25 protein-coding genes and 1 pseudogene are annotated in these 24,967 nt (G+C 42.5%); 14 read left to right on the forward strand and 12 right to left on the reverse strand.

The genetic code is table 11. The features are described from left to right. Positions 1-41: 41 nt before the first annotated feature. From F8R90_RS21395 to radA, 5 genes and pseudogenes are all read right to left on the reverse strand, one after another. Positions 42-854, reverse strand: coding sequence for a Uma2 family endonuclease (locus F8R90_RS21395; protein ID WP_196512355.1), 813 nt, complete (start codon positions 852-854; stop codon positions 42-44). Positions 855-874: 20 nt separating this feature from the next. Then, the gene (locus F8R90_RS21400) at positions 875-1,039 is read right to left on the reverse strand and encodes a hypothetical protein (protein WP_196512356.1); all 165 of its coding nucleotides are present in this window, start codon (positions 1,037-1,039) and stop codon (positions 875-877) included. 54 nt (positions 1,040-1,093) lie between these two features. Next, complete coding sequence (locus F8R90_RS21405; RefSeq protein WP_230966586.1) at positions 1,094-1,240, reverse strand: hypothetical protein; 147 nt, start codon at positions 1,238-1,240, stop codon at positions 1,094-1,096. Between the two features lie 91 nt (positions 1,241-1,331). Then, positions 1,332-1,427: pseudogene (locus F8R90_RS33900) on the reverse strand (serine/threonine protein kinase); the annotation flags it as partial. A 356-nt stretch (positions 1,428-1,783) separates the two neighbouring features. Continuing rightward, complete coding sequence (gene radA, locus F8R90_RS21415) at positions 1,784-3,310, reverse strand: DNA repair protein RadA (RefSeq protein ID WP_196512357.1); 1,527 nt, start codon at positions 3,308-3,310, stop codon at positions 1,784-1,786. A 170-nt stretch (positions 3,311-3,480) separates the two neighbouring features. On the opposite strand from radA, the gene rpaB reads away from it, so the two are divergent. Together rpaB and F8R90_RS21425 are read left to right on the forward strand one after the other, a co-directional pair. Continuing rightward, entirely contained in the window at positions 3,481-4,209 is a 729-nt protein-coding gene (rpaB, locus tag F8R90_RS21420) for a response regulator transcription factor RpaB (protein WP_190894793.1), read from the forward strand. Between the two features lie 117 nt (positions 4,210-4,326). After that, positions 4,327-4,971 carry a cofactor assembly of complex C subunit B gene (locus F8R90_RS21425; protein WP_196512358.1) on the forward strand — a complete coding sequence of 215 codons (645 nt, stop codon included), beginning with the start codon at positions 4,327-4,329 and terminating at the stop codon, positions 4,969-4,971. A 287-nt stretch (positions 4,972-5,258) separates the two neighbouring features. Here the strand turns inward: F8R90_RS21425 and F8R90_RS21430 are convergent, their stop codons facing one another. Beyond that, positions 5,259-6,173: a M48 family metallopeptidase gene (locus F8R90_RS21430; protein ID WP_196512359.1), complete on the reverse strand. Its 915-nt coding sequence runs from the start codon at positions 6,171-6,173 to the stop codon at positions 5,259-5,261. 76 nt (positions 6,174-6,249) lie between these two features. Here F8R90_RS21430 and F8R90_RS21435 point away from each other — a divergent pair, with 76 nt between their 5' ends. From F8R90_RS21435 to F8R90_RS21445, 3 genes are all read left to right on the forward strand, one after another. Continuing rightward, positions 6,250-6,417 carry a hypothetical protein gene (locus F8R90_RS21435; RefSeq protein WP_196512360.1) on the forward strand — a complete coding sequence of 56 codons (168 nt, stop codon included), beginning with the start codon at positions 6,250-6,252 and terminating at the stop codon, positions 6,415-6,417. Between the two features lie 143 nt (positions 6,418-6,560). Continuing rightward, complete coding sequence (locus tag F8R90_RS21440; protein WP_196512361.1) at positions 6,561-7,079, forward strand: DUF456 domain-containing protein; 519 nt, start codon at positions 6,561-6,563, stop codon at positions 7,077-7,079. A 429-nt stretch (positions 7,080-7,508) separates the two neighbouring features. Beyond that, positions 7,509-8,168, forward strand: coding sequence for a PEP-CTERM sorting domain-containing protein (locus tag F8R90_RS21445; protein ID WP_196512362.1), 660 nt, complete (start codon positions 7,509-7,511; stop codon positions 8,166-8,168). A gap of 154 nt (positions 8,169-8,322) precedes the next feature. On the opposite strand, the gene nblB is transcribed toward F8R90_RS21445, so the two are convergent. The 3 genes from nblB to F8R90_RS21460 form a co-directional block, all read right to left on the reverse strand. After that, entirely contained in the window at positions 8,323-8,988 is a 666-nt protein-coding gene (gene nblB, locus F8R90_RS21450; protein ID WP_196512363.1) for a phycobilisome degradation protein NblB, read from the reverse strand. A 92-nt stretch (positions 8,989-9,080) separates the two neighbouring features. Then, positions 9,081-9,545 (reverse strand): CBS domain-containing protein, encoded by a 465-nt coding sequence (locus tag F8R90_RS21455; protein ID WP_196512364.1) that lies wholly within the window; start codon positions 9,543-9,545, stop codon positions 9,081-9,083. A 243-nt stretch (positions 9,546-9,788) separates the two neighbouring features. After that, complete coding sequence (locus F8R90_RS21460; protein ID WP_196512365.1) at positions 9,789-10,751, reverse strand: M48 family metallopeptidase; 963 nt, start codon at positions 10,749-10,751, stop codon at positions 9,789-9,791. 139 nt (positions 10,752-10,890) lie between these two features. Here F8R90_RS21460 and F8R90_RS21465 point away from each other — a divergent pair, with 139 nt between their 5' ends. The 4 genes from F8R90_RS21465 (at position 10,891) to F8R90_RS21480 (ending at position 16,909) form a co-directional block, all read left to right on the forward strand. Next, positions 10,891-12,438: a helicase C-terminal domain-containing protein gene (locus F8R90_RS21465; protein WP_196512366.1), complete on the forward strand. Its 1,548-nt coding sequence runs from the start codon at positions 10,891-10,893 to the stop codon at positions 12,436-12,438. A 125-nt stretch (positions 12,439-12,563) separates the two neighbouring features. Further along, positions 12,564-12,779 (forward strand): DUF2839 domain-containing protein, encoded by a 216-nt coding sequence (locus F8R90_RS21470; RefSeq protein ID WP_190894802.1) that lies wholly within the window; start codon positions 12,564-12,566, stop codon positions 12,777-12,779. 326 nt (positions 12,780-13,105) lie between these two features. Then, complete coding sequence (locus F8R90_RS21475) at positions 13,106-15,199, forward strand: prolyl oligopeptidase family serine peptidase (protein ID WP_196512367.1); 2,094 nt, start codon at positions 13,106-13,108, stop codon at positions 15,197-15,199. Between the two features lie 582 nt (positions 15,200-15,781). Then, positions 15,782-16,909: an acyltransferase family protein gene (locus F8R90_RS21480; protein ID WP_196512368.1), complete on the forward strand. Its 1,128-nt coding sequence runs from the start codon at positions 15,782-15,784 to the stop codon at positions 16,907-16,909. 7 nt (positions 16,910-16,916) lie between these two features. Here F8R90_RS21480 and F8R90_RS21485 read toward each other — a convergent pair whose 3' ends face one another. Further along, positions 16,917-17,072, reverse strand: coding sequence for a hypothetical protein (locus F8R90_RS21485; protein ID WP_196512369.1), 156 nt, complete (start codon positions 17,070-17,072; stop codon positions 16,917-16,919). A gap of 321 nt (positions 17,073-17,393) precedes the next feature. Between F8R90_RS21485 and F8R90_RS21490 the strand changes: the two genes are divergently transcribed. Next, complete coding sequence (locus F8R90_RS21490; protein ID WP_196512370.1) at positions 17,394-18,098, forward strand: CAP domain-containing protein; 705 nt, start codon at positions 17,394-17,396, stop codon at positions 18,096-18,098. Positions 18,099-18,397: 299 nt separating this feature from the next. Here F8R90_RS21490 and F8R90_RS21495 read toward each other — a convergent pair whose 3' ends face one another. Both F8R90_RS21495 and F8R90_RS21500 read right to left on the reverse strand, forming a co-directional pair. Next, positions 18,398-19,780, reverse strand: a complete 1,383-nt coding sequence (locus F8R90_RS21495; protein WP_196512371.1) for a carotenoid oxygenase family protein — start codon at positions 19,778-19,780, stop codon at positions 18,398-18,400. A gap of 9 nt (positions 19,781-19,789) precedes the next feature. After that, positions 19,790-20,356 carry a PadR family transcriptional regulator gene (locus F8R90_RS21500; protein WP_196512372.1) on the reverse strand — a complete coding sequence of 189 codons (567 nt, stop codon included), beginning with the start codon at positions 20,354-20,356 and terminating at the stop codon, positions 19,790-19,792. A 406-nt stretch (positions 20,357-20,762) separates the two neighbouring features. Here F8R90_RS21500 and F8R90_RS21505 point away from each other — a divergent pair, with 406 nt between their 5' ends. The 4 genes from F8R90_RS21505 to F8R90_RS21520 form a co-directional block, all read left to right on the forward strand. Continuing rightward, the gene (locus tag F8R90_RS21505; protein WP_196512373.1) at positions 20,763-21,176 is read left to right on the forward strand and encodes a hypothetical protein; all 414 of its coding nucleotides are present in this window, start codon (positions 20,763-20,765) and stop codon (positions 21,174-21,176) included. Between the two features lie 170 nt (positions 21,177-21,346). Next, positions 21,347-22,522, forward strand: coding sequence for a hypothetical protein (locus tag F8R90_RS21510; protein WP_196512374.1), 1,176 nt, complete (start codon positions 21,347-21,349; stop codon positions 22,520-22,522). A 167-nt stretch (positions 22,523-22,689) separates the two neighbouring features. Next, entirely contained in the window at positions 22,690-24,150 is a 1,461-nt protein-coding gene (locus F8R90_RS21515) for an NB-ARC domain-containing protein (protein WP_196512375.1), read from the forward strand. Then, on the forward strand, positions 24,144-24,967 hold an 824-nt coding region (locus F8R90_RS21520; RefSeq protein ID WP_196512376.1), incomplete at its 3' end, for a tetratricopeptide repeat protein. The genes F8R90_RS21515 and F8R90_RS21520, both read left to right, overlap by 7 nt.

The raw sequence follows: 24,967 nt of genomic DNA on the forward strand, positions 1-24,967 counted from the left end.
AAAGCGAAAATTATACTACGTATAAGACAACACGCCTGAAGCTACAATAATTCATCTAGTTCATCAGGATTCACGCCTAACTGACGCAGACGTTCTGCTAATTGTTCTGCTTTTCGTTTGGCTTGAGCAGCTTCTTGTTCAGCAATCATAGCTCGTTCAGTTGCAGCAGCAGCTTCCTCTGTGGGTGCGGGAATTAATTCTCCCGCCAAAGTGAACCACCTTAACCACAACCTTTCAATATCTCGAAATGAACCTTGCCATAAGCCTAAACTTAAATTTATCTCTGGCATTAGTAGGTATCCATCAGTCAAATTCATCGGTTCATAGTGACCGCCAACTAATTGAAAAGCCCGAAGTTCATTAGTATAGCGACTAAATACAACATAGTAGGGAATCCGCAAAATTCGCTCATAAACTTCCCATTTGCTAGGAGGTTTATCTACTGCACTTTCTCTTCTTGTGCCTAAATCTTCGTCTTCCGTACCTGGAGATAATAACTCAACAACCACGAAGGGATTTGCTGGTTCTTGCCAAGTTACATAACTTAACCGTAAGTCTTGCCCTTTATATAATTTTCCTACACCTACTACACCAAACCAATCTGGGCGTTTATACCACAAAGGATGCTGGAGATCATAGTAGAGATTAAGGTCAGCAGCACTATAAACTAATTTTGGATTCCAGTTAATGGGCTGAAAAGTTAAGTATAAAAGTAAGGGTTGTAAAAAGTGAAAATCGTCTGGCAAACCTGGTTCCTCTGGGTTTTCACTTGGTAAATCATACATCGTTGGTAGGTTTTCCCAAGGAGGAAGTGGCGGGTCAGATTGGGGAATATAGTGAGGAGAAGAAGTCATAACTGATATTTTTGTGTTACTTAAATCGTGTCGTAGATAGCATCATCCTCCGACTCTTCCATTAGCTGTACCAAGCCGTAGTTTTCCAATATTTCTTCAATTTTTCCAAAGTCAGCGATGGAAATTTGTACAGCGATAGGACGCTGATTTTCATCCATGACGTAATTTTTAGTAATTTCTAGCATTTTTTTGACATCTGATTGTTTGTAATTTCTACTTACTATTTTGATTTATCAACACTATAGTAACAACTTAATTTCCGCAGATTCTCCTAATGCTTTATTGACTACGATTAAATTACCCTGTTCATCAGCACCTAATTGGTGGTTAGCATTGAGCAATTCAATTCCATAAATTGTGCAATCAGGAGCAATATCTAAATTCATTTCGTCACTGACTTGAATTGTTTCTACTTGTTTTGAACAGGTGAAATTTATCCAGCTTTTCTATTCTGATACTGCCGATTAAGGATGAAGGTCTAGCGAGGTAGGTAATGCCAATTCCGCCCCTACCCAATTCTCTTTCGATAATGTAGCGATCGCCAAACAATTCCTGCCCTGGATTCCACGCCATTTATCAAGACCATAGTTTTACTGGTATTTATTTTGGCACGCCATAGATATCGGCCTTTGGCAAGGTAGATTTTAGGCAATTCTGATGCAGCCGACAATAAGCAGTATATTCAATCGTAATAAACCTATGGCGATCGCAGTTGTTAAACCCTCGTCTTACCTAACAACTGGTATTCAGCCCTACTTAATCATTTGTGAGAAATTAAGATCCCGGACTTGTCAAACAAGCCGGGGATCAGTGGCTTTCAATTTTTCCTAAAACATTTCATCACACTTCTGGCTCAATCCCCGCCGCCCGCACCGCAATTGTGCTGCTATTTAGATCCTCCCAACACCCTTAAAAAAGGAGGCTATTGTTTACTCATCTTCATCAGGTTCTAAATCGTCTGCTGTTAGTTCCTGATGGGGGATGGCGGCGATAATCGCATCTATTACTTTAGATACTGGTAATATCTCAATATTCAAGTCGGGAAATTTTGTCCCTTTTGGCACGATCGCTCGTTTAAATCCCAACTTAGCAGCTTCTTTCAACCGTAGTTCCATTTGGGAAACCGATCGCACTTGTCCGCCTAACCCAACTTCACCGATTAATACTGTACCGGGATCAACTATGCGATCGCGGAAACTGGCAACGATCGCGATCGCAATTCCTAAATCTACCGCTGGTTCTTCCACATTTAACCCACCCGCTGAAGCAACGTAAGAATCTAACTTGGACATGGGAATTCCCACCCGTTTTTCTAAGACGGCGAGAATTTGCACCAAACGGTTGTAATCTATACCAGTAGCAGCCCGACGAGGCGAGGGATAACTGGTGGGACTCACCAAAGCTTGTAATTCCACAACTATCGGGCGAGTCCCTTCGCAAGCAACGACAATGGCAGTACCAGGAGCGGGATCGTCACGGTTGCCTAAAAATAGCTCTGAGGGGTTGGAGACTTCTCGCAATCCATCTGCCACCATTTCAAAGATGCCGATTTCATGAGTCGCGCCGAAGCGATTTTTTACTGTGCGTAATAACCTATGGGAGGCAAAGCGATCGCCTTCAAAATACAACACCGTATCTACTAAATGTTCTAAGACTTTTGGCCCAGCGATCGCTCCTTCTTTGGTGACGTGTCCCACAATCAGCATAGTGACATCTTCGTGCTTCGCCACCTTCATCAATGCTGCCGTACATTCCCGTACCTGAGCCACCGAACCTGGCGCAGAAGTCAGCGCCGGAAAAAACACCGTTTGGATACTATCAATCACCGCCACGTTCGGCTTAAGAGAGTCTATTTCCCGTAAAATTTCTTCTAAATCTGTTTCTGGCAGTACATATAAATCTGCGCCTATACTGTCAGGGTCTATAGGAAGTGTAGTATCTACTACTACTGTTACCTTCTCCTCATTCACCACACTTAGGGTTTTTGATACTCCCAAACGGGAAGCTCGTAATTTTACTTGTTGTCCTGATTCTTCACCAGTTACGTAAAGGATGCGATATTTCTGTGCCAATTGATTTGATACTTGCAATAATAAAGTCGATTTACCGATACCCGGATCACCACCAATCAGCACCATAGAGCCAGGGACAACTCCGCCCCCAAGCACTCGATCCAATTCTTCATAACCAGACTCCCAGCGGGCAATTTGACGATCAGTAATTTGGTCAAATGTTAAAGAGGCTCGTGCTTTAGCTGGTTTAGCATGAGATTTGCCATTGGTTTGAGTTGATTGCCAACTACTCACTCCTCCCCGGCTGGGTACATCTACTGAGGACTGAATAGAAATTTGTTCTTCTAGAGAATTGTAAGTGCCGCAAGCTGGACATTTACCAAACCACTGGGGCGATTCTGCTCCACATTCGTTACAAACGTAAAAGGTTTTTGGCTTTGCCATTCTTAAATCTTATTAAATAATCTTAATATTTACTTAATTCTTGAAAAAAACTAAAAACCAATAATAGTAGTATTTGGAGCTTTTTCCAAATCAATTGATGGAATGATATCTTAATATTATGGTATTAAAAATTAATCATGTAAATTTTTAGTGAAGGAGCATAGAGAAACTTGGAAAGCCATAAAGAAAAAATCTTGGTGGTAGACGACGAGGCCAGCATTCGCCGGATTTTGGAAACGCGCCTTTCCATGATTGGCTACGATGTTGTGACGGCTGGCGATGGGGAAGAAGCTTTAGAAACTTTTCGCAAAACTGATCCTGATCTGGTAGTTTTGGATGTAATGATGCCAAAGCTAGACGGCTATGGTGTATGTCAAGAACTACGAAAAGAATCAGATGTCCCCATTATTATGCTAACAGCCTTGGGGGATGTAGCCGATCGCATCACCGGGCTAGAATTGGGTGCTGATGACTACGTAGTTAAACCATTTTCCCCCAAAGAGCTAGAAGCTCGAATTCGCTCGGTGTTGCGGCGGGTAGACAAAACCGGTGGAACTGGCATTCCCAGTTCTGGCGTAATCCATGTCGCTAATATTAAAATCGATACGAATAAGCGACAAGTCTACAAAGGCGATGAGCGGATTCGATTGACGGGTATGGAGTTCAGCTTGTTAGAGTTGTTAGTCAGTCGCTCTGGAGAAGCTTTTTCTCGTTCGGAAATTTTGCAGGAAGTTTGGGGCTATACACCAGAACGCCATGTTGATACCCGCGTAGTGGATGTGCATATATCCCGTTTGCGGGCAAAGTTAGAAGATGATCCTAGCAACCCAGAATTAATTCTCACCGCGCGGGGTACTGGTTATCTTTTCCAGCGAATTATTGAACCAGGGGAGGAGTGAGGAGATGAGGCAGGGGAGCAGGGGGCAGGGGAAGATGAGGGAGCAGGGGGAGAAGAACTATTATATTATCGTCCAATGCCCAATGCCCAATGCCCAATGACTAATGACTAATGACTAATGACTAAACCTGATCCTAATCGAGTTTTGCGGCGTCTACCCATTGTCGTGGGTGGGCTAGGCGCTGTGCTTTTGCTGATTAACCGTTTATTAACACCGGAATTAACCCAGTCTCAATCGCGTGGTGATGTGCTGGGTGTAATTTTGAGTGCAGTGTTAATTTTGACGGGTTTAATTTGGCAGCAAGTTCAGCCGCGATCGCCTGATACTGTAGAACTAATTGGAGAAGAAGGTTTTGTACTAGCAGCAGATTTACCAGATACCGTTAAAACAGAACTAGCCTGGGCATCTCATTTATTGTTGACTAATACAGTAACGCGATCGCTGGTGGTTTTTTATCAAGGTAAAGTTTTATTGCGTCGCGGGATTCTGGGTACTAAATCTGAGGTTGTACTAGGAGTAATCTTAAAACAGGTACTCGAAAAACAAAAGCCGATTTATCTAGTTGCTCTAAAAATATATCCAGGTAGGCTTGAATTTGATTATTTACCAGAGAATACTCAAGGTGTGATTTGTCAACCTATTGGTAACCAAGGTGCCCTAATTTTGGGCGCGAATGCTCCTCGCAGTTACACCAAACAAGATGAAAACTGGATTGCAGGAATTGCTGATAAATTAGCAGTTACTCTTAGCTCGACTTTATAGTGGTTCCCAGATGCATGAAGTACATGTCAAAACCTCACCCCCAGCCCCTCTCCTTAGTAAGTAAGGGAGATAAAGCACAGCTTAGGGTGAGGTTAAGCTGTACCTCTCTACATTAAGAAACGCCATCTAGTTAGGGACTTCCAAATAAAAAAATATACCATCGCTATAGAGGCAGGGAGCAGGGAGCAGGGGGAGGGATAGTCGTAGTGAAGTCCAGAAATTGGATAATTTAATTTCTGGAAGTCCCTTAATTACGAATTACGAATTACGAATTACGAATTATTAAGTTACCAAGAAGTCAAAAAATTCCACCCTTCCTTCTCTTCTGGTGTATTTACTTCTTTTTCTTCCGGTTCTTCCGGTGTCTTTAAATTTTTCTGTTGAATTACATTCTCATATTCTCCTGAATCAACCCATTTCAATAACTCGCCAGCCCGCATAACTACCCAGGAAAGCCCAGGTTCTGTATAGCTTAATACTTTAGTGACCTTATCAACAGTATCAAAGCTATTGGATGCAAACTCACGGGCTTGGACAAGGAAATCTTCGATTACAGCAGGAGTCAAGTACTCATCTGGTAAACCTGCAAGTTTCATGAGTGTAGTGGTTGCTACGTCAATATCCTGACAAGCAAGCATTGCAGCCCGATCAGCAGTAAACCTAGCCATCATCCGCCAATTATACAAACCCAGTTCCATTCCGCTAGCTACCAAGCCACCGACACCCAATGTGGTACTGCTCAACAAATTTTTCAAAGTTGGCATAACAATTGCCATTTGGTGATAAACCATATGCTGACTCTTGATGCGAGCGATTTCGTGTCCGAAAACGTAAAGCAACTCATCTGCGTCAAGCCACTCCATTCCATCTAAATTTATACCGACAAGGGGTTTTTCTACCCCAACAATGTAAGTTTCAATGTGACCTGTACCTTGAAACAGATACAGTTCAGGAAGTGGAGTAACATCAAGAATTTGGCAGGTTTCTACAAATGTCTCATGTAGTTGGGGAAAATTACGGGATGAAATTCTGATTTCACTACCAAGGCTTTGCAGTCTGAGTAAGCGATCAATTCCGTATTCGTTAATTTTTTTAAGTAGCAAAGAGACACCGGGCATATTTTGCAAAGAAGCCAAGGCTTTGCGATCAAAAGGGTGTTCGTAGGTTGCTGAACTCAGTCCAGTTAAAATTTTTCTCGTCATTGGTTTTAAACTTTGTCTTGGAGTGTTTGGGAAGTTCAGTTACTTAGTACGAACGGCTTGTGCTTTCACTACGCCTATGGTTAGAGGTTTGGGTAATAAACAAACCGCAGGTAAGGCACTTGCTGTTCAGTTTTTTGAACAGTGTAAATCGCATCTGTCCAGCAACTTAATTAGTCCCCACAACCGAGATTTACCAAGACGAGCCAAGAGCGATCTAGAGAGAGATTTTAGCAGATTGAACTAGAAAATTATATTTGGTTCAGGTTGAAATCTCAGCATTTTTCAGTATCTCACCCAGATACAATATGCAATGAGGGCGCACAACTAGCTGTGCGCCTCTAATAATGACTAACTGACTCAGAAATTTAGAAATTTACAATTCTATCTATGCAAATTATTTATTGGCTATTACTTGCTGTAATGCTTGTGGGTATCATCGGTGCTGTAGTTCCTGCCATTCCTGGTAGCAGCTTAATTTTAATTGCAATTATCGTCTGGGGAATCGTTAGTAGTTCTTTTGCAGCTATCAAGATTCCATTAATTGTGACAATTATAGTTTTAGTGCTCAGTGTCGGAGTGGATTTTTTAGCTAGCTATGTAGGAGCAAAACAAGCTGGAGCTAGCAAGTGGGGGCAAATTGGCGCAATTGTTGGTTTGGTAGTGGGTTTTTTGGGATTATTGCCAACCTTGCCTTTTGGTGGCCCACTGTTAGGTATTTTACTAGGGCCACTTTTGGGAGCAATTATTGGTGAGTATCTTTACCGACGTGAATTCCGGTTGGCGGTTAAGGCGGGCATAGGAATTGTAGTCGGGTCTTTGGTTGGAAATTTGATTCAAGGGTTGTTAGCGATCGCAGCCGTTGTAGTTTTTGTTGTGACAACTTGGCCACAGGTCTTTGGCTCTTAGCATTTTAAGGTAATAAAGAAAGATTAATCACCTCTTACTTTAAGTGTACGTAATCATTACCAAAATAAAATCTGATTCCTCTACATAGGTAGGAGTGTGATCTGTACATTGGGTTAAACTTAAGTGAAAATCTGCTTTGTTTCAAGGTTTTGCCCTCACCCCCAGCCTTTGCTCAACCCTATAGAATGAAAAAGATACGAAGACTAGTTATACAAGGAATTAAAATTTTATGAAGATGACAAACTAATTAAAGATGTGATGAAGCCAACTAAGTAAATCTTGCAGTCCTTGGATATGTGTGATTTTATAGAGATAAGAAATACATCACGCAAGTTTCGCTTTCACTGACAGTATTTTCCATAAATTACTGAGATTAAAAGTAAAGCAATTGCTTTGATTTAAGGTTATTACTAGGAGCTTCAAACAACAATGATTGGTTTTAAATCTACATTACTAAATGCAACTTTAGCCGTTACTGCTGCAATTCCCTTAGCTACTGCTGGAATGTTTAGCTTTGCTGATTCTGCACAAGCTGCCGCACTGAATGGTGGTTTTAATTTCACTGGTGCTGGATTTCCTACTACTACAGTTACAGTTTCAAATACATCGTTACAATTTGACCCTGACCCTGGTTTAGCTTCACTATCATTACGAAGTGGAAGTTTTACAGCATTCAATGCAGCTAACATATTCAACGTTACTACTAACCCTTTGACATCTGGTTCTCTTTTTCTTGACTTAGGTGTATTTGCAACCCCTGGTACTCTTGCAGATGGAGCAAATACATTTAGTTTGACATCTTGGGAGACCCCAGAATTCTCTTTACAAGACGGAGGAACAGATATAAATATAAATTACCTTGGATTCTTTGATGATGGATTTGGTAACAAAACCAATGCAAAGGGATACATCACTTTTGCTACTCAAGATACTAATGCAGAAGCAATTTACAATGCTGGTAAAACATTTAATGCAAGTTTCACAGGTCTTGCAGTAAGTACAGTTCCTGAACCAGCTGCATTACTAGGCTTGGGTGCAGTCGGTGCAGTAATGGCTATGTCTCGCCGACGTAAAAGTTTCGTTCAATAGACCCTCAATAGAAAAAAGTTACTTTTAGAAACTAAAAGTAACTCTAATTTATCTATTCGATTTGGCTGGAATGCAAAATTTTTCCAACTAGGTCGAATTTTTTTATCATCAGACAAATCTATTTAAGAATGACTTTTCTTAACCTAAGATAGCCTTAAACTGACTGCAAAGAATTTTTAGCTTCAGTTGCGATCGCTTCCATTTCATCATCAGCTAGAGTTTCTAATATAGATTTGGCTTCTGCACTATCCAAACGAGCCAAGGCTTGTACAAGTCTGTAACGAATTTGCCAATCTGGATTGTTAGCATAGGGAGCCAACAGGGGAACTGCTTGTAAATCTCCCAAGTCACCCAAAGAACTAATAGCAGCAGTTTGGACTAATTCGTTTTCTGATGAGAGTGCCTCTTTGAGTAGTTCAAAGGCTCGTGGATCGCCTAACTCTCCTAATGTAGCAATGATACTGAATTGTATTAGCCATTCACCAGTTGTATGATAAAGCTGCTGCAAATCTTCAAAAGCTTCATGTAACTTAAGCGCACCCAAACAGTCTGCTGCTGCTGCTTGTACATCTACTTCGGAGTCATGAAGCAAGCGATCGCGCAAGATATCCAAGGATAACTGTAAATTTTGTGCTCCCAATGTATCCATTTGACTCACTGCTGAGTAACGGACACGGGAATTGGGATCACCAATAGCAGTTTGAATCAATTCAAAGGCGATCGCAGGTTCCAGTTCCCGGATTTGATTTACTGCACGTAAGCGATCGCCTAAATCCTCAGAACTGAGCAATTGCTTAACAGACTCCGGAGTAATACTCATTTAGTTATCCTTGATTTTCAAATGTGTAAAAAACAGCATGAGTCAACACTCAAGGGTCAAAAAACTCTTGACTAATGACTAATGACTATTGACTAATCTTGACTTGCTGCCATTGCCCGAATAATATCACCACGAGTGAGGATACCAATTACTTGACCCGTGCCCTCAAGTACTGGCAAGCGGTGAACCTTGCGATCGTGCATGATTGTAGCGGCTTCCCTTAAAGTTTTATCAGGGGAAATAGTGATCGGGTTTTTACTCATCACCTCCCCAACGGTTTGCCCTAGTGCCTTGTGCAAGTCACGTTCATATGTAGCAGGATTTTTTAAATAGATAACGCTATCAAGAAACATAATGTATGCAGGTGGAGTCACACCAGTTTCTTGCCACATCAAATCGGTTTCGGAGATAATGCCCACCAATTTACCGACATCATCCACAACAGGTAATCCGCTGATGTGGCGTTCTGCGAGAATTTGGATAGCTTCCTTGAGTGGAGTTTCCCCCCGGACGACAATTGGATCGCGGCTCATCACATCGGCAACGGTTTTAGGCATTTATTTACTGACACCTTTAATCAAAGTCCCTGCGCTTATTGTAGAAAATTGCGGGACTCAACCTGATGCAATTAATAGATTGTTACTTGTAAACTACGGCTAAAAATAGTCTTTGCCACAATATGCTTGGGTTAGTGATATTTTGCCCCGGAAGATCCCAGCAACCCACTTGCTGATAAGGATTTCCCTTATCAGCAAGTGACTCCCCTCAAAAAGGCTTGTCTAACACAACCCTAAAAGAATTTACTCAGACCTTTTCATTCTGTCGATTTCGCGTTGTAATTCTTCAATTTGACGGCGCAAAGTTTCTGTTTCATTTGCAGAAGATTCTGCTGCAACATTTACTGATCCGGAAGCAGGCGATCGCTGATAATTTCCTCGGCGAATTTGCTGGTATTCTTCTGATACTGCCCACGCCCGTAAGTAATGCAAGCGTTCCACTGGGAAGGGATGGCTCAACATCGTACCCTGAGCGCCATTGTAGATCAAAAATTTATATATCTGATTTAGTCCATCTTCATCCAGTGCCTGATAATTTTCTGACTGCTTGATAAACTCTTGTAAACTACATTCGTTGGCATATTTATTACTACCGCCAGAAAGTTTCATCATCGTTGTCATCACAGGATTCAAGTCATCCATCACTAGTAGTGCGGCACGATCTGACGATAACTCGGCTTTACGCCGCCACTCAAAAAAGGCATAAATCAAACCTTGTGTGACAATATTACCGAGACCGAAGGTCAATTCTCCCAAGGCGGAAGCAGCACTCATCGCCCACATCGCCATTTGAATTAAAATAGTATGACCACATTTAATATGCCCCAGTTCATGGGCTAGCACCACCCGAATCTCGGCTTCGTCTAGTAAGTCTAGTATCCCTGTATTTATGACTATGTAAGGATTCTCTTGCCCCAGCGCATAGCTATTTGCTTGGGGATTTTGCGAGACAAACAGTGTCGGTTCTGGGTAAATGTCCAAATCTCGGACGCATTCCCGAAACATCTGGTAAATAGTGGAATATTGACGCGGCCCGACTTGGATGGTGTTACCCATTAGATAAACTAACTGAGGGCGTTCGTAGATAAATTCCACAAATTTACGAGCGATTAAATCAAATCCTGGTAAATTTCGTAAAGCTTGCTCGGCTTGGCGATCTAGTGGATGCCTGAAGGCTTCGCTGGAAATTCCTGTGTAAGTTGGCATAATTCAGGGTATTGGGTGATTAGTCATGAGTCATTGGTCATTGATCAAAAACAAAGGACAAATGACCAATGACAAAGAACAACATAATAGAAATGGGGCAATTGGAAGTAAAAGTCACTTTGTATGGAATTAAAAGCGTGTGATTGAGGCAGAAGTTCATTTTTCACTACATAACTTTTTGCGATCGCAGGCGGGGTTCCCTTCCTGGCCCCATCATTTGACGATGGCACGGTTGGTAGCACGCGCCTTGCGCCTGGGACGTAGCGCCCTCATTCAAGTAGGGGCAGTTTGTGGCTATCAAGGGCGGTATCGTACCAGTTTCGTAGCATCAGCCCTAATGTGGCATGGCCCTGTAATTATTGTTGCTCAAGAAGCGGTGCAGCAACTTCTGCTGCGGGTAGAAATTCCCCGTCTACAGCAGTGGCTACCAGCCAATAAATCGATTAGAACAGGTGACGCTTGGCCTGGTGCTGAGTTCCAAGGGCTACTGTTGACCTCCCCAGAAGCTTGGTTAAAAGGACAATTTGCTGGTGGCGATCGCTTTCCCCAAGGCATTCCCACTATTATTGATGGAGTAGATGATCTCGAAGATTGGGTGCGTCATCAACTTACCCAAGATATTCAACCCCATGATTGGGATCAACTCATGCTGGCTTGCCCAAACCAAGCTGAGGCAATTAGCGAAGCACGGATACAACTGGCATACGAGCTTTTTCAGCATCCAGCTAATCCTTATGAGTGTTATCTAATTTCCCAGCCAGAAATAGAAATTTTGAGTCGTCTGTATTTGGCTTTAGATCAAGCCAACCTCCCAGATAATTGGAAAAATTTCTGGCAGCAATTTCAAAGCCTTGACGAAAATCTTTCTCCCTCTCCTCTCTTCTGGGCGACAATTGCCCATCGACAAGGTTTATTTTCTTTACACTATGCCCCAATGCAATTAGGGGAAATTCTCTCGCCTATTTGGCAGCGACAACCAGTAGTTTTAATTGGTAGCGCTATCGAACCGGAAACTGAGGCTCCTCTTTTCCGACAGCGCCTGGGTTTGGACGATTTAACTTGCTTGAAGTTCTCTTCGGAGAGTCAAGCAGAAGCAATTCAACTGTATGTACCTTATAAGTTGCCCCTACCTAACACGCCAGAATTCCAAGCGGCATTTATTCACAAAGTCCGCACACTGGTTTGTCTGAGTGCTACAGCACCGGGATTAACGGTTATCTTGGTGGGGGATGTGCCACTTAAGTCTCAAGTTGCGGCAATTCTGGCCTCAGAGTTTGGTTCGCGGGTGCAAGTAGAAAAAACTTGTTTAGATGAAAATGGTATTTTGATTAGCGGTTGGGAATTTTGGCGAGAACATCAAAGAGTCTTGCCTGCACCTCATTTGTTAATTATTGCTACTTTGCCGCTACCATCTTTAGAAAATCCCCTGGTAGCTGGTAGGGTAGCTCGTTATAAGCGATCGCATCAAGATTGGTTTCGGTTATATTTGTTGCCGGCTGCCTTGAATGAATTACAAAGAGCGATCGCTCCAGTGCGAGAAAGTCAAGGCATTGTTGCTTTACTTGATAGTCGTGTAGTTAATCGCAGCTACGGCGCTCAAATTCTTGCCGCCTTAAGTCCTCTGGCACGCATTAACTATCTCGATCCCAGTCTGTTTTCTAATACCGATGAAGAAAATTCTGCCTAAAGCAATTTGTCAATGCCCCATGCTCAATTTACATTTTATGAAGGTGATGCCATTCATCACCTTTGTGTAGCCATTATTCCTGGCAAGATAAATTTAGAACCTAAGTAAAATTTGAGTTGCTGATTATGGGTGAAGCAAAGCGTCGTAAAACCACACTAGGGGAAACATACGGTCAAGAGACTCGGATCTTGCCTTGGCTTCCCATCACAAAAAATCAAGCCGAACTATTTGTTAGTTGGACTACTCGTGGTGCCTGGATAGGCATTGGCCTTATGGTTATCGGATGGGCAACTATCCGTTTTATCGGCCCAGCATTCGGTTGGTGGCAAATAGTCTCCTAAATCCTGAGGACTTACGCAAAAACTCTCTCAATCTCTTATTACTCCGTGTTCTCTGTGTCTCTGTGGTAGCCTGCAACCAGCCGCTTTTCTACAAGACGCTTTGCGAATACTTCTACGTTTTTCCGGTACTCATGCGTAAGTCCTATTTGTCTTGAAAAATTGCTCCTCTTGGGGTTTCCTCAAGACCGCATTTTTCGCTTTTTTCTCTACGAGACGCTAAAAGCGAACGCACTTTGCCTCTAAAACAAAATACTTTTACTCAGTCTATGCTCAATGTCTTGGGTCTATGTTTGTAGTATGTAAAGAAGCACTTTTGACCTGAGATTATGCCCTCCTCTAAAAAATCCCTCACTTACCCATCCAGTCACAAGAACAATCAAGTCGATAACTACCACGGTACTTTAATCGCAGATCCTTATCGTTGGTTAGAAGATCCTGACTCTGAAGAAACAAGGACTTGGATTGAGGCACAAAATCAAATTACTTTTGGCTACTTGAGTGAAATTCCTACCAGGGAAAAAATTAAACAGCGCCTCACCAAACTTTGGGATTATGAAAAATATGGTATCCCTTTTAAAGAAGGTGAATCTCTGCAAGACAGTTCTACCGAACGCTACTTTTATTTTAAAAATGACGGACTGCAAAATCAAAGTGTCCTCTACACTCTGAAAACCCTCGACGACCAACCCAAAGTTTTACTCGACCCAAATAAACTTTCAGAAGATGGCACTGTTGCTCTTTCAGGATTATCTATTAGCGAGGATGCTAAACTTTTAGCATATGGGTTATCCGCTTCTGGTTCTGATTGGCAAGAGTGGAAAGTCCGCGATGTTGAAACTGGTGAAGACCTACAAGACGAGTTGAAATGGATTAAATTTTCTGGTGCGTCGTGGACACATGATAATCAAGGTTTTTTCTACAGTCGCTACGATGAGCCAAATGAAAAAACTCAATTGGAAGATGTTAACTATTATCAAAAGCTCTACTATCATCAATTAGGTCAACCCCAATCAGAAGATGTACTGATTTATCATCGTCCTGACCAAAAGGAATGGGGTTTTAGTGGCGGTGTTACTGAAGATGGATGCTATCTCATAATTTCAGTTTGGCTGGGTACTGACTCCAAAAATTTGGTTTTCTCCAAAGATTTGACTAACCCTAATGCTGAAGTTTTAGAACTAATTAACCAGTTTGAGGCAGATTACAGCTTTATCGACAATGATGATAGCGTGTTTTATTTTCGCACAGATTTAAATGCACCACGGGGAAGAGTTATTGCGATTGACACGAAAAATCCTGCCAAGGAAAATTGGCGAGAAATCATTCCCCAATCAGCAGAAACATTGGAAAGTGTCGGGATACTCAATAACCAATTTGTTGCTGATTACCTCAAAGATGCTCACAGCCAAATTAAAATTTTTGACCTCAAAGGTGCATTTATTCGAGAAGTAGAACTACCTGGACTCGGTTCAGCAGGTGGTTTCGGTGGTAAGCGTCATGATACCGAAACTTTTTATAGTTACACCAGTTTCACTACACCAGGAACTATCTATCGCTACGATATGATAACTGGTAAAAGTACTGTTTTTCGCCAGCCAGAGGTAGATTTTAATCCTAACGATTATGAGACAAAACAGGTTTTTTATCAGAGCAAAGATGGTACTAGAGTACCCATGTTTATTACGCACAAAGAGGGCATAAAATTAGATGGAAATAACCCCACTTATCTCTATGCTTATGGTGGTTTTAATACCTCAATGACTCCTGGTTTTTCTGTGAGTCTGTTGGTGTGGATGGAGATGGGTGGTGTCTATGCTATGCCCAATATACGCGGCGGTGGAGAATACGGCGAAGAATGGCATCAAGCAGGAATGAAGGATAAAAAGCAGAATGTCTTTGATGACTTTATTGGCGCTGCTGAGTGGTTAATTGCTAATAAGTATACTAAGACTGATAAGCTAGCGATCGCAGGTGGTAGTAACGGCGGTTTATTGGTGGGTGCTTGTATGACGCAACGTCCCGATTTGTTTGGTGCAGTTTTACCAGCAGTCGGCGTGATGGATATGTTGCGCTTCCACAAATTCACCATCGGTTGGGCTTGGACTTCCGAATATGGTTCCCCGGATAATCCAGAGGAATTTCCTGCACTCTATGCCTATTCGCCATTGCAGAATCTCAAACCAGATACAGCTTACCCAGCAACCTTAATTACCACAGCCGATCATGACGATCGCGTTGTCCCTGCTCATAGTTTCAAATTTGCCGCAGCTTTGCAAGAGGCTCACACAGGTGATGCGCCAGTGTTAATTAGAATTGAGACTAAGGCAGGACATGGTGCAGGTAAACCCACAGCTAAAATTATCGAAGAAGCCGCAGACAAATGGGCTTTTTTGGTGCGTACTTTGAATGTTGAAGTTTAAGGGTTAATTTATTTGTGAGTGCGTTACACTGCTTTAACGCACTACATTAACGTGAGTCTCCAACGGAGGCGCACGTTACATTATTTCCATAAGCTAGCTCAATTTTTTTTACTCAATACAGGTTAGTTAAGCATTTCTTTCTACCCTTTTTTCTCTTTCTTCTTTTCCTTTGCGCCCTTTGCGTCCTTTGCGGTTCGTTAAAAAATTGGCTTTGTTTGACAAAGAGTTAAGCCTTAATCCAAGCGTATTGCTCTTTCACTATCTTTTTCTACGCTTTCAAGTATTTTTGTAATGTGCTGTTGATTAATTTTATCTAGAATTGATGAAACAGACTATGCCGAGAAGCAACCCATAGAAAGAAAAGTTTTTATTTCCTTCTTGATTTCTGGCAAAAGATTTAAATTATTTAATTCTTCAGGGAGATTTTATTTTTATATATCCACTTTCATTATCCTGTTCATCCTTTTTTTGCTCAAAATCTTTAGTTGATTCAATTTCTTGATTAGACATATTATAAATTTTGCTTGATTACCTGCATCAGGCGGGGTAGTTTAGATACTCATCTAACATAAAATTCCGCTTATGCGCCTGACTTCACTGGATGTTTTTCGCGGCATTACCATCGCTGCGATGATTCTCGTCAATATGGCGGGAGTCGCAGATGATGTATATCCTCCCTTAGCCCACGCCGATTGGCACGGTTGCACACCAACAGACTTGGTATTTCCCTTCTTTCTCTTCATTGTCGGCGTAGCAATGACTTTCTCGCTGTCAAAATACACCAAAGATAACAAACCAACCTCAGATGTTTACTGGCGTATCTTACGCCGTGCTGCCATTCTCTTTGCCTTAGGCTTGCTACTAAATGGCTTTTGGAATCAAGGTGTTTGGACTTTTGACTTAAATAGTATCCGCATGATGGGAGTATTGCAGCGCATTAGCATTACCTATCTGCTGGCTTCCTTGGTAGTTCTCAACCTTCCGCGTAAAGGGCAATGGATACTTGCAGCAGCGCTACTTATCGGCTACTGGCTAACGATGATGTATTTACCAGTGCCCGATTATGGAGCGGGAATGCTGACGCGAGAAGGTAATTTCGGCGCTTATATTGACCGCCTGATTATTCCCAAAGCACATCTATATAAAGGTGATGGTTTCAACTTTATGGGAGATCCAGAGGGGCTGTTCAGTAGTGTTCCCGGTATAGTAAACGTCCTCGCTGGCTACTTCACTGGTCAATGGATACGCAGCCAACCTGTACAGTCACGCACAAGTATAGGTTTAGGATTATTTGGAGTTGCTTGTTTAATTATCGGTTGGGCGTGGGGGTGGATATTCCCCATTAACAAAAAGCTATGGACAAGTTCTTATGTAGTTTTCACCAGCGGTTGGGCTTTACTTTTATTAGCAGCTTGTTATGAACTCATCGAAATCCGGCTGATACGTCGCTGGAGTAAACCTTTTGAAATTATGGGCTTAAATGCGATCGCACTTTTCGTTCCATCCGTTTTGTTGATTAAAATCTTAGTCAGAACCACTATCGGTACAGGCAAAGACGCTCCCAGTACCTACAATTGGATTTACCAGAATTTTTTCGCATCTTGGGCGGGAGTCTTGAATGGTTCCCTGTTGTTTGCCATAGTCACCGTGTTGTTGTGGTGGGCTGTTGGTGTTCTGATGTATCGACAACGCTGGTTTCTCAAAGTGTAATAATTAGTCAATTGCGAGTGAGACGATGCGATCGCCTACGGTAATGCTGAGAACAAGCGATCGCAAAAACACTTATTTGATCGGACATGATATAAACTCTAGGTTTTTCTATCAAACGCAAATATGCAAAGTTTTTATTTGCGTTATATTTTGTATTAGCCAATGTTCTTAATTATTGTACTTAAAAACAGGCGTAATAAAGTAAAAAAATTTTGTGCTTTACGTTTGAGTGTTAGCTAGGTTACAACAGGTATTAAGTAATCCTTTTTTCACACTCAAGGAACAAAGACGAGCGCAGCGTTATCTATACTCTTGATAAACTTATTTCCGTTCTTCTTCGGGGACTGATCGAAGTTCTGATATCTGTCAAAAAGCCGCTTCTAAAATTCCGAATAAAGAAGCGGTTACCAACTTCTGTGTGTGTTGAAAATTATTATTTCTTCTAATTCACTAAATTAATCCATAAAAAATTGTGAGGTTATAAATGCATCGCATTAAATTTTGGGTATTTTTGCCAGTTGCCCTAATTTTCGGCTGCTCAAATCAATTGTTTCAATCTAGTCCGTCTGTGGCAAACTCTAATCCAGCAGTAGTTAAACCAACTAGTCCAACTTTATTAGCAAAGGCGAGTTATCTTTCACCGTTGGAACAACAGGTAATTGTGGAAACAAATAAGGTACGAACAAACCCCAAAGCATACCTTCCAATTATGGAAAACTATAGAAAGCGCTTTGAGGGGAACCGAGTCAAAATTTCTAATAATACCTATTTGCGAACTCAAGAAGGAGTCAAAGCAGTCGATGAAGCGATCGCATTTCTGAAATCAGCACGTCCTGTAGGAGCGTTGAGTGCCTCGAAAGGTATGTCTTTAGGAGCAAGAGACCATGTTAAAGACCAAGGCCCAAAAGGTGCTACAGGTCATGATGGTAGCGATGGTAGCAACCCCTTTAATCGCATCAACCGCTATGGTAGATGGCAAACAACCGCAGGCGAAAATATCAGTTATGGCCCAAACACCGCCCAAGATATTGTCATGCAATTAATTATTGATGATGGTGTGCCCGATCGCGGTCATAGAAAAAACATTTTTAACGCCGCTTTTAAAGTGTCTGGTGTTGCTTATGGAACCCACAAATCCTATAGAACAATTTGCGTAATTAACTACGCTGGGGGGTATAGGGAACAATAATTTGAGGTTAGAAAGGAGGAATAGGAAGAATATATAGCAAGGGACTGGGGACTGGGGACTGGGAACTGGGGACTGGGAACTGGGGACTGGGTGAAAAGTCTTTTTGTGTCTAAGTTTTATCATCTGTTGATGTCGTAATCACCTTGGCTGTTGCTATATCTAGCAATTAAAAATCGTGGCTACACAAACAGGAGCTACACCTCCGTAGGCTAAGAGAAAATTAAGGTTTTTTAACCCGCGGAGGCGGGTTTTGTTCTGTGTAGACGCGGTTTGTAACCGCCCATTTAGCGTTAAGTTGACTATTCCTGTGCAACCCAAGCACCATGAAATCCATAAGGCACTCGTTGAGGAATTATCACCCGCGCTACAGGTTCAGCAGTTACATCTTGGGCATTCACCACTACTAATTCGGAAGTGTTTGAATTCTCATCGTGGACGAAAGTTACAAGCCAACCATCATCCTCAGCAATTGCACCAGGACGCGGCGCAAACACAGCTTCACCGCCATAGCGCCCCTGTCCGAATTCGTGGGTTTGGGACTGTCCACTGCTGAAGTCGTACTTAATGATCCCTTCAAATAAAGGTAGGGGACTATTTGCCATTTTGTTACTGTAGCCATATCGGGTTTTTCGCCCCAACAGATTTTCGTTGACACGGGGAAATTCTGAAGCTACATCGTCCAACATCTCTTCACGCACTGTCCCCGTACTGAGATTAAATCGCCAGCGATATAAACGGGGGATATTTCCTTCTGGGTCGAGTTGCAAATCATCAGAACTCAAAACAGTGGTAGAACTCATGCGACAGGCAATAAGCACTACTTCATCTCCGTCTTCGTAAGCATTGAGGGTATGGAAGACGTAGCAAGAGGGACTTTCAAACCAGCGGATATTACTGTTATCACCGTGACGTGGTAGAATGCCAAAACGACTTGGGCGATCGCGCTCAAACATCATAACGGGTTCTCCTCGTTGCGATCGCTCGGCGCTAAAAGTCAGCGGCAAATCCATAAAGATCGTATAGTTTTCAGTGATGGCGAAATCGTGCATCATCACTCCCATTGGCAGGTCAATTGGCACTGTCCGCAACAGTTCGCCTTGGGCTGAGACTACACTATATTGCAGATACGGTGGCACAAACAGAGAGTAGCCAAAGAAGATCATTTCGCCTGTAACCGGGTCTACCTTAGGATGGGCTGTGAAGGCAGAAACTAGCTTGCCATTATAGGTGTACTCACCAATAGTTTCTAATTCAGGAAGCTTGATGGCGTGAGGTTTACCTCCCTCGTTCAGCGCCAACATCTGACCAGCGTGCCACACTAAGGCAGTATTGGCAGTATTTTTGTAGCCACCGTAGGGGTTATCCATTTGTGGTGGTTCTAGCAACCCACTCCAGAGAGCCTTACCCGCTTCTCGTTCTTTTTTCCATCCGGCTGTCTGGACGTAGCGGTTACAATATGTAGCTACGCCGTTGCTAATTTGCACACCATGCAACATCCCATCCCCATCAAACCAATGATATTCACCGATGGGTGTCCATTGAGGGTTAGGGCCATTTCGGACAAACATCCCCGATAGGTCAAGGGGTAATTCACCGATGACTAGCAATTTGTCTGTGGTGATTTCTTCATGGATTGGAGCAAAATTGCGATCGAGATACGGATTGACTGCTATTGTTGTCATTGCCTTGATTTATAGAATCTGATAATGTGATGCATATGGTTTTTGATGACTGATAACATTGATCGCTATCTTCAACCAATTAATATAAGTCTGTTCTCTTCGGATCAACAACTCCAGCACAAGCCTTTGCATCACCTGCTCACGGTTGGCAGACTCGTCATCAAGTGATGGCAAATCAATGATTTCACATTCAGCAAGCTTTTTGCTTCGAGCTGCCAATTCTTGTTCCAGTAGGTAAATGATGGTTTCATTCGGCAACTGGTCTGCAAAATGCAACTGGACAAGCATTGGTTCTCGTACAGTTGGTAACGGCTGATGAGTCCCAAGCCATCGGGCAAATTCGGCTTTCCCTGCCTCCGTTACGCTGTAGACTTTGCGGTTAGGGCGATCGTGCTGAATCTCAATCTTACAGGTAATCCAGCCTTGCTCAACTAGCTTATCGAGAGTTCTATAAATTTGTGCCTGGTCTGCTGGCCATAGATGAGCAATGCATTGATCAAAGCAGCTCGTTTTGAGGTCGTAGCCTGTCATTTCTTGCTGCTGAAGAAGACCTAAAATTACATATGCTAGCGACATTAAGACTGTTTTCCCATAATTGATATTTTCTCGATAGGTTCTACACTATGTACTTCTTATAAGTTTATGCTAATATATGAGTAATCAAATATAAGATATAACAGCTATAAAAAGATATGTTAAATGTCATGCGTCTTAAAAAGGATACCGAATACATGAACTGAGATTGGGCAGATGACAATACAGTTCGGATAAGATCCCCCCGCCTGCGGTGACCCCCTTACAAAGAGGGTGAAGAGGAGAAAAAGCCCGCCAATTTATCGGGGGGTTGGGCGGATATTCGAGAGACAAACCTGTTAACCGAACCGTATTAGGTCAGTTGTTCGCTACAGTCTATTCGTGATGAATACCGACGCAGAAATTATTTAAGCCATTGAAGACTATCGTAACGAAAGGATGGGTAACATTGACTTCTAACACACTTTCACAAAGAATACGTCAACATCAATATCTGCGTGATTTACGAAACAAATTACTCCACCTTCATAAGATGTTGCTGGAGACAGAACGTATTGCCTACGAACAGGTTAGTGGACGAGTATCAAGCGGAGAACTTCTTCAGCTAGTTATCGCTCATGAACAATTTGCTTGGCTACATCGCATTTCTGAGGTGGTTGTGCAAGTTGATGAAATGCTCGAAGCAGATGAACCGATATCGATGGACGATTTTGAAAAGTTGATTGCTGATGTCCGCACGCTGATTGTACCGTTAGAGACGGGCAATACCTTTGAGAGAAAGTATTACAACGCTCTCCAGCGCGAACCTGCTGCTGTGTTGGCACATGCAGAAATATCAAGATTTCTCACGACTAAGGTTTAAGAGTAGATATGGCAAGACTTGGGGCTTAAACCCCAAGTTCTGGAGCAACCTCACAGGCAATTGGCATAAGTTCTCTTGTCTTGGATAACGTGGTCATGAATAATACAGAGGAGAAGCTTTGCGTAGGCGTAGCCCGCCGCAGGCATCGCTAGCCACCCTGATAATAAACAATGACCACTGTAATATTTGTACATGGCACTGGCATTAGAGAACGAGAATACAACGAAACCTTTGAGATAATTGAGCAAAAGATTCACGCCCAACGCCCTGACATCAAAGTTGCTCCCTGTCTTTGGGGTGAATTAGGTGCAAAGTTCAATGATAATCGGGCATCAGTACCCTTAGAGGATGCGACACTGGCTTTATCTCAGCCAGAAGAGGACGCAGATATTGTATTGTGGGGGCAATTATACCGTGACCCTCTGTATGAATTGCGGTTGTTGTCTTTGAAACCTATTGAATCAGGAAATGCTTTTGGGGAAGAACCAGGGGATGTTTTACAATCTCGTGTAGCGAGTTTTACTCCAACATTGGAACTGGAAGCTAAGTTGCAAGAGGCGGGAATTGCAGAGATATTTGCAGAAGCACGAGAGGCTGTTATTCGCAGTGAACCGTATGAACGGGCATTGCTTACAGTTTCCGAATCTGATTTGAGTGAATATTATGCACCAATAGCTAGAGCGATCGCAGCTCAAGCAATGTTTATTAGCGAATTGCAAGAAAAATTTCCCCCCATACTCACCGATGCAGAGTTGCGGGATAAAGTTGCGGAATTGCTGACTCTGGCTTTGGGAGAGGCAGAGTTAGGATTCGGTGGCTGGTTATTAAAGCCATTTGTTGAACTAGCGCAGCACGGCGGAACAAATTATGTCAGAGGAAACCGCCTTGAGTTAACTGATAAAATTTCGCCTATGCCTGGTGATATTTTGTTGTATCAGACGCGGGGTGAAAAAATCAGGGCGTTTATCCAGCAACAGATTGAGCAAGCAGAACCGCCAGTGGTTTTACTCGCCCATAGCTTGGGAGGTATCGCTTGTGTAGATTTGCTAGTGCAGCAGCAGTTGTCTCAGGTGGAATTATTGGTAACAGTTGGTTCCCAAGCACCATTTTTATATGAGATTGACGCCCTCTACAGCTTAGAATATGGGCAGTTATTACCAGAGCATTTCCCGCAATGGTTGAATATCTACGATTTACGGGATTTTCTCAGTTACGTTGGTAATAAAATTTTCCTTGATAGAGTGCAGGATGTGCGAGTGGATAGTAGACAACCGTTTCCCCGTTCCCACGGTGCTTATTGGACAAATGCTAAAACTTGGGAGGCGATTATTTCGAGGTTGCCATAATGGGTTACTTTTTACGGTATTTAGAAAACCAATTCAGTAATCGTAGAAGAACCTTTCCCCCAACCCCTCTCCGAAGCGGAGAGGGGAGTTTGGCTCCCCATTCCCTTGTAGGGAAGGAGGTTGGGGGGTTAGGTCATTTTCCCCATAACGTCAGAGGCTAGGTCATCATGCAGTTGATGGCTAAACCGGAGCGGACATTTGGGTTAATTGTGGGTATTGAAAAGTACCACGAAACCGCTTGGAACGTGCCAGGTGGAGGGCCAGCCGATGACGCGCTGAAATTTGCTTATTGGCTGCATCTGCACGGTGTACCGAAAGAGAATATTCGGTTATGTTTATCAGCACTGGAAGAAAATCATCAGTTAATTGGGGAATGTGGATTAACTGTAGAGTTAGCAACAGAGCAAAATATCTCCGATATTGTGACTAACTTTTTATCCCCAAAGTCGGGGGATTTACTCTACATTTTTTGGGCGGGACATGGTTTGATTACCTCAGAACGAGAGCGTCGGTTGCTTTGTGCTGATGCAAATAAACAGAATTGGCAGAATTTGGATTTTAATTCTTTATTATTGTTGTTGGGTTCGGATAATTTTCAGATTCGTAATCATATTTGTATTATTGATGCCTGTGCCAATTATGTTTTAGAGTCGAAGGGAAGACCAACTAATTTAGGTGGCAAAGCTTTTTTGAGTGGTCAGCCAAGGCAAGATAGTCAACAATTTGTGTTACTGGCTACGCGAGAAGGAGAGAAAGCTAAGGTAAATTACGAAAATAAAACAGGATACTTTTCTCAAGCTGTGAGAGAAGCTTTTGCAGCAGCTAATGGGGCTTTTCCCCCGAATATGAGGGAAGTTACTGAGGCAGTTAAGCAGCGATTTAGCAGTTTAGATAAAAAACAACTGCCGACTTATTTTTATTCCCGCAGTTGGGATGGAGATATTGAAAAATCTCATTTCAATCCTTTTGATATCCCGCATAATATCCAACAGAGTCAAGCTCGTAAATTTGTTGGGAGGGATGAGCAAATAGAACAATTGCGTCAGCTATTGCAAGCAAATGATGTTGTGGCTATTACCGATGTGACTGGACAAGGTGGGGTAGGTAAAACAGAGTTAGCTATTCAATACTCAGAGCAATATTTGGGAGATTATTCTGGCGGGTGTTGTTGGTTAAATCCCCAAGAAACTGATTTGGGAACCCAGCTATTAGAGTTTGGTATCTCCAAAAAGTTTTTTGATTTCAAGATTTTTGAATCTCTTCAACAATTCAGCCCTGCGGGTAGAGTTTTCTATTGCTGGGATAACTGGCAAGATGGCAAAGTTTTATTAGTCTTTGATGATGTCAAAGACTGGAAGCAAATTCAATCCTATCTACCACTCCAAGGTTCTCGGTTTAAGGTGTTAATTACCACTCGTCAAAACACAGGGTTAACATATCCATCACTGCCGTTAGGTGAATTGTCACCAGATGCAGCCTTAGAATTATTAACAACCCTGCTGGGAAAAGATAGCGTTGAAAAGGAATTAGAGTTTGCTAAAAGACTTTGCCAATTTGTGGATTATGTACCTATTGGACTTTACCAAATAGCAGCACAGTGCCGAGAGCCAGGGAGAGTATTATGCTAGCAGACATTCTCGCACGGCTACAAAAGCAAGAATCAGCAAGCGAGTCTGGTGTAGCAGCAGCTTTTGAGTTGAATTGGCAATGCTTAGAACCAGAAGCGAAAAAATTAGCTTGTCTATTGAGTTTATTTGCTTTGGCTCCTATCCCTTGGTCTTTGGTAGAATCGGCAGCAAGTTATAGCGATTTGGAATTTGACCTCAACGTTAACTGTACCGTTTTAGTTGAGCGTTATTTGCTGCAAGAATTGGCAGAGGACACTTACCAAATCCATGATCGCATTCAGGAATTATTGCGGCAGAAGTTAGAAGAGTTAACTGAAGCTAATGAACTCAAGCGCGGCTTTTGTCAAGCGATGGTAGCCGTAGCGCGAAGTATTCCTCAGACACCCACATTGATAGAATTTGCTGAAGCAACCCTGGCTATCCCTCACCTTGGAGAAACTGCCACAGTTTACCAAGCTTGGTTAAGCGATGATGATTTAATCTCTCCTTTTTTGGGCTTGGGTAGATTTTACCAAGGTCAAGGAAGCTACGCACAAGCCTTACCTTGGTACGAACAAAGTTTATCAGCTGCTAGAAAACGTTTTGAGGATGAACACCCCTCTGTGGCAACTAGTCTGAACAATTTGGCATTACTCTACGATTCACAGGGAAGGTACAGTGATGCCGAACCTTTGTATATCCAAGCTTTGGAGATGACAAAACGCCTGCTTGGGGATGAACACCCCTCTGTGGCAACTAGCCTGAACAATTTGGCAGAACTCTACCGTTCACAGGGAAGGTACAGTGATGCCGAACCTTTGTATATCCAAGCTTTGGA

The organism is Nostoc sp. NZL (assembly GCF_015714705.1).
Taxonomy (GTDB): Bacteria; Cyanobacteriota; Cyanobacteriia; order Cyanobacteriales; family Nostocaceae; genus Nostoc; species Nostoc foliaceum_A.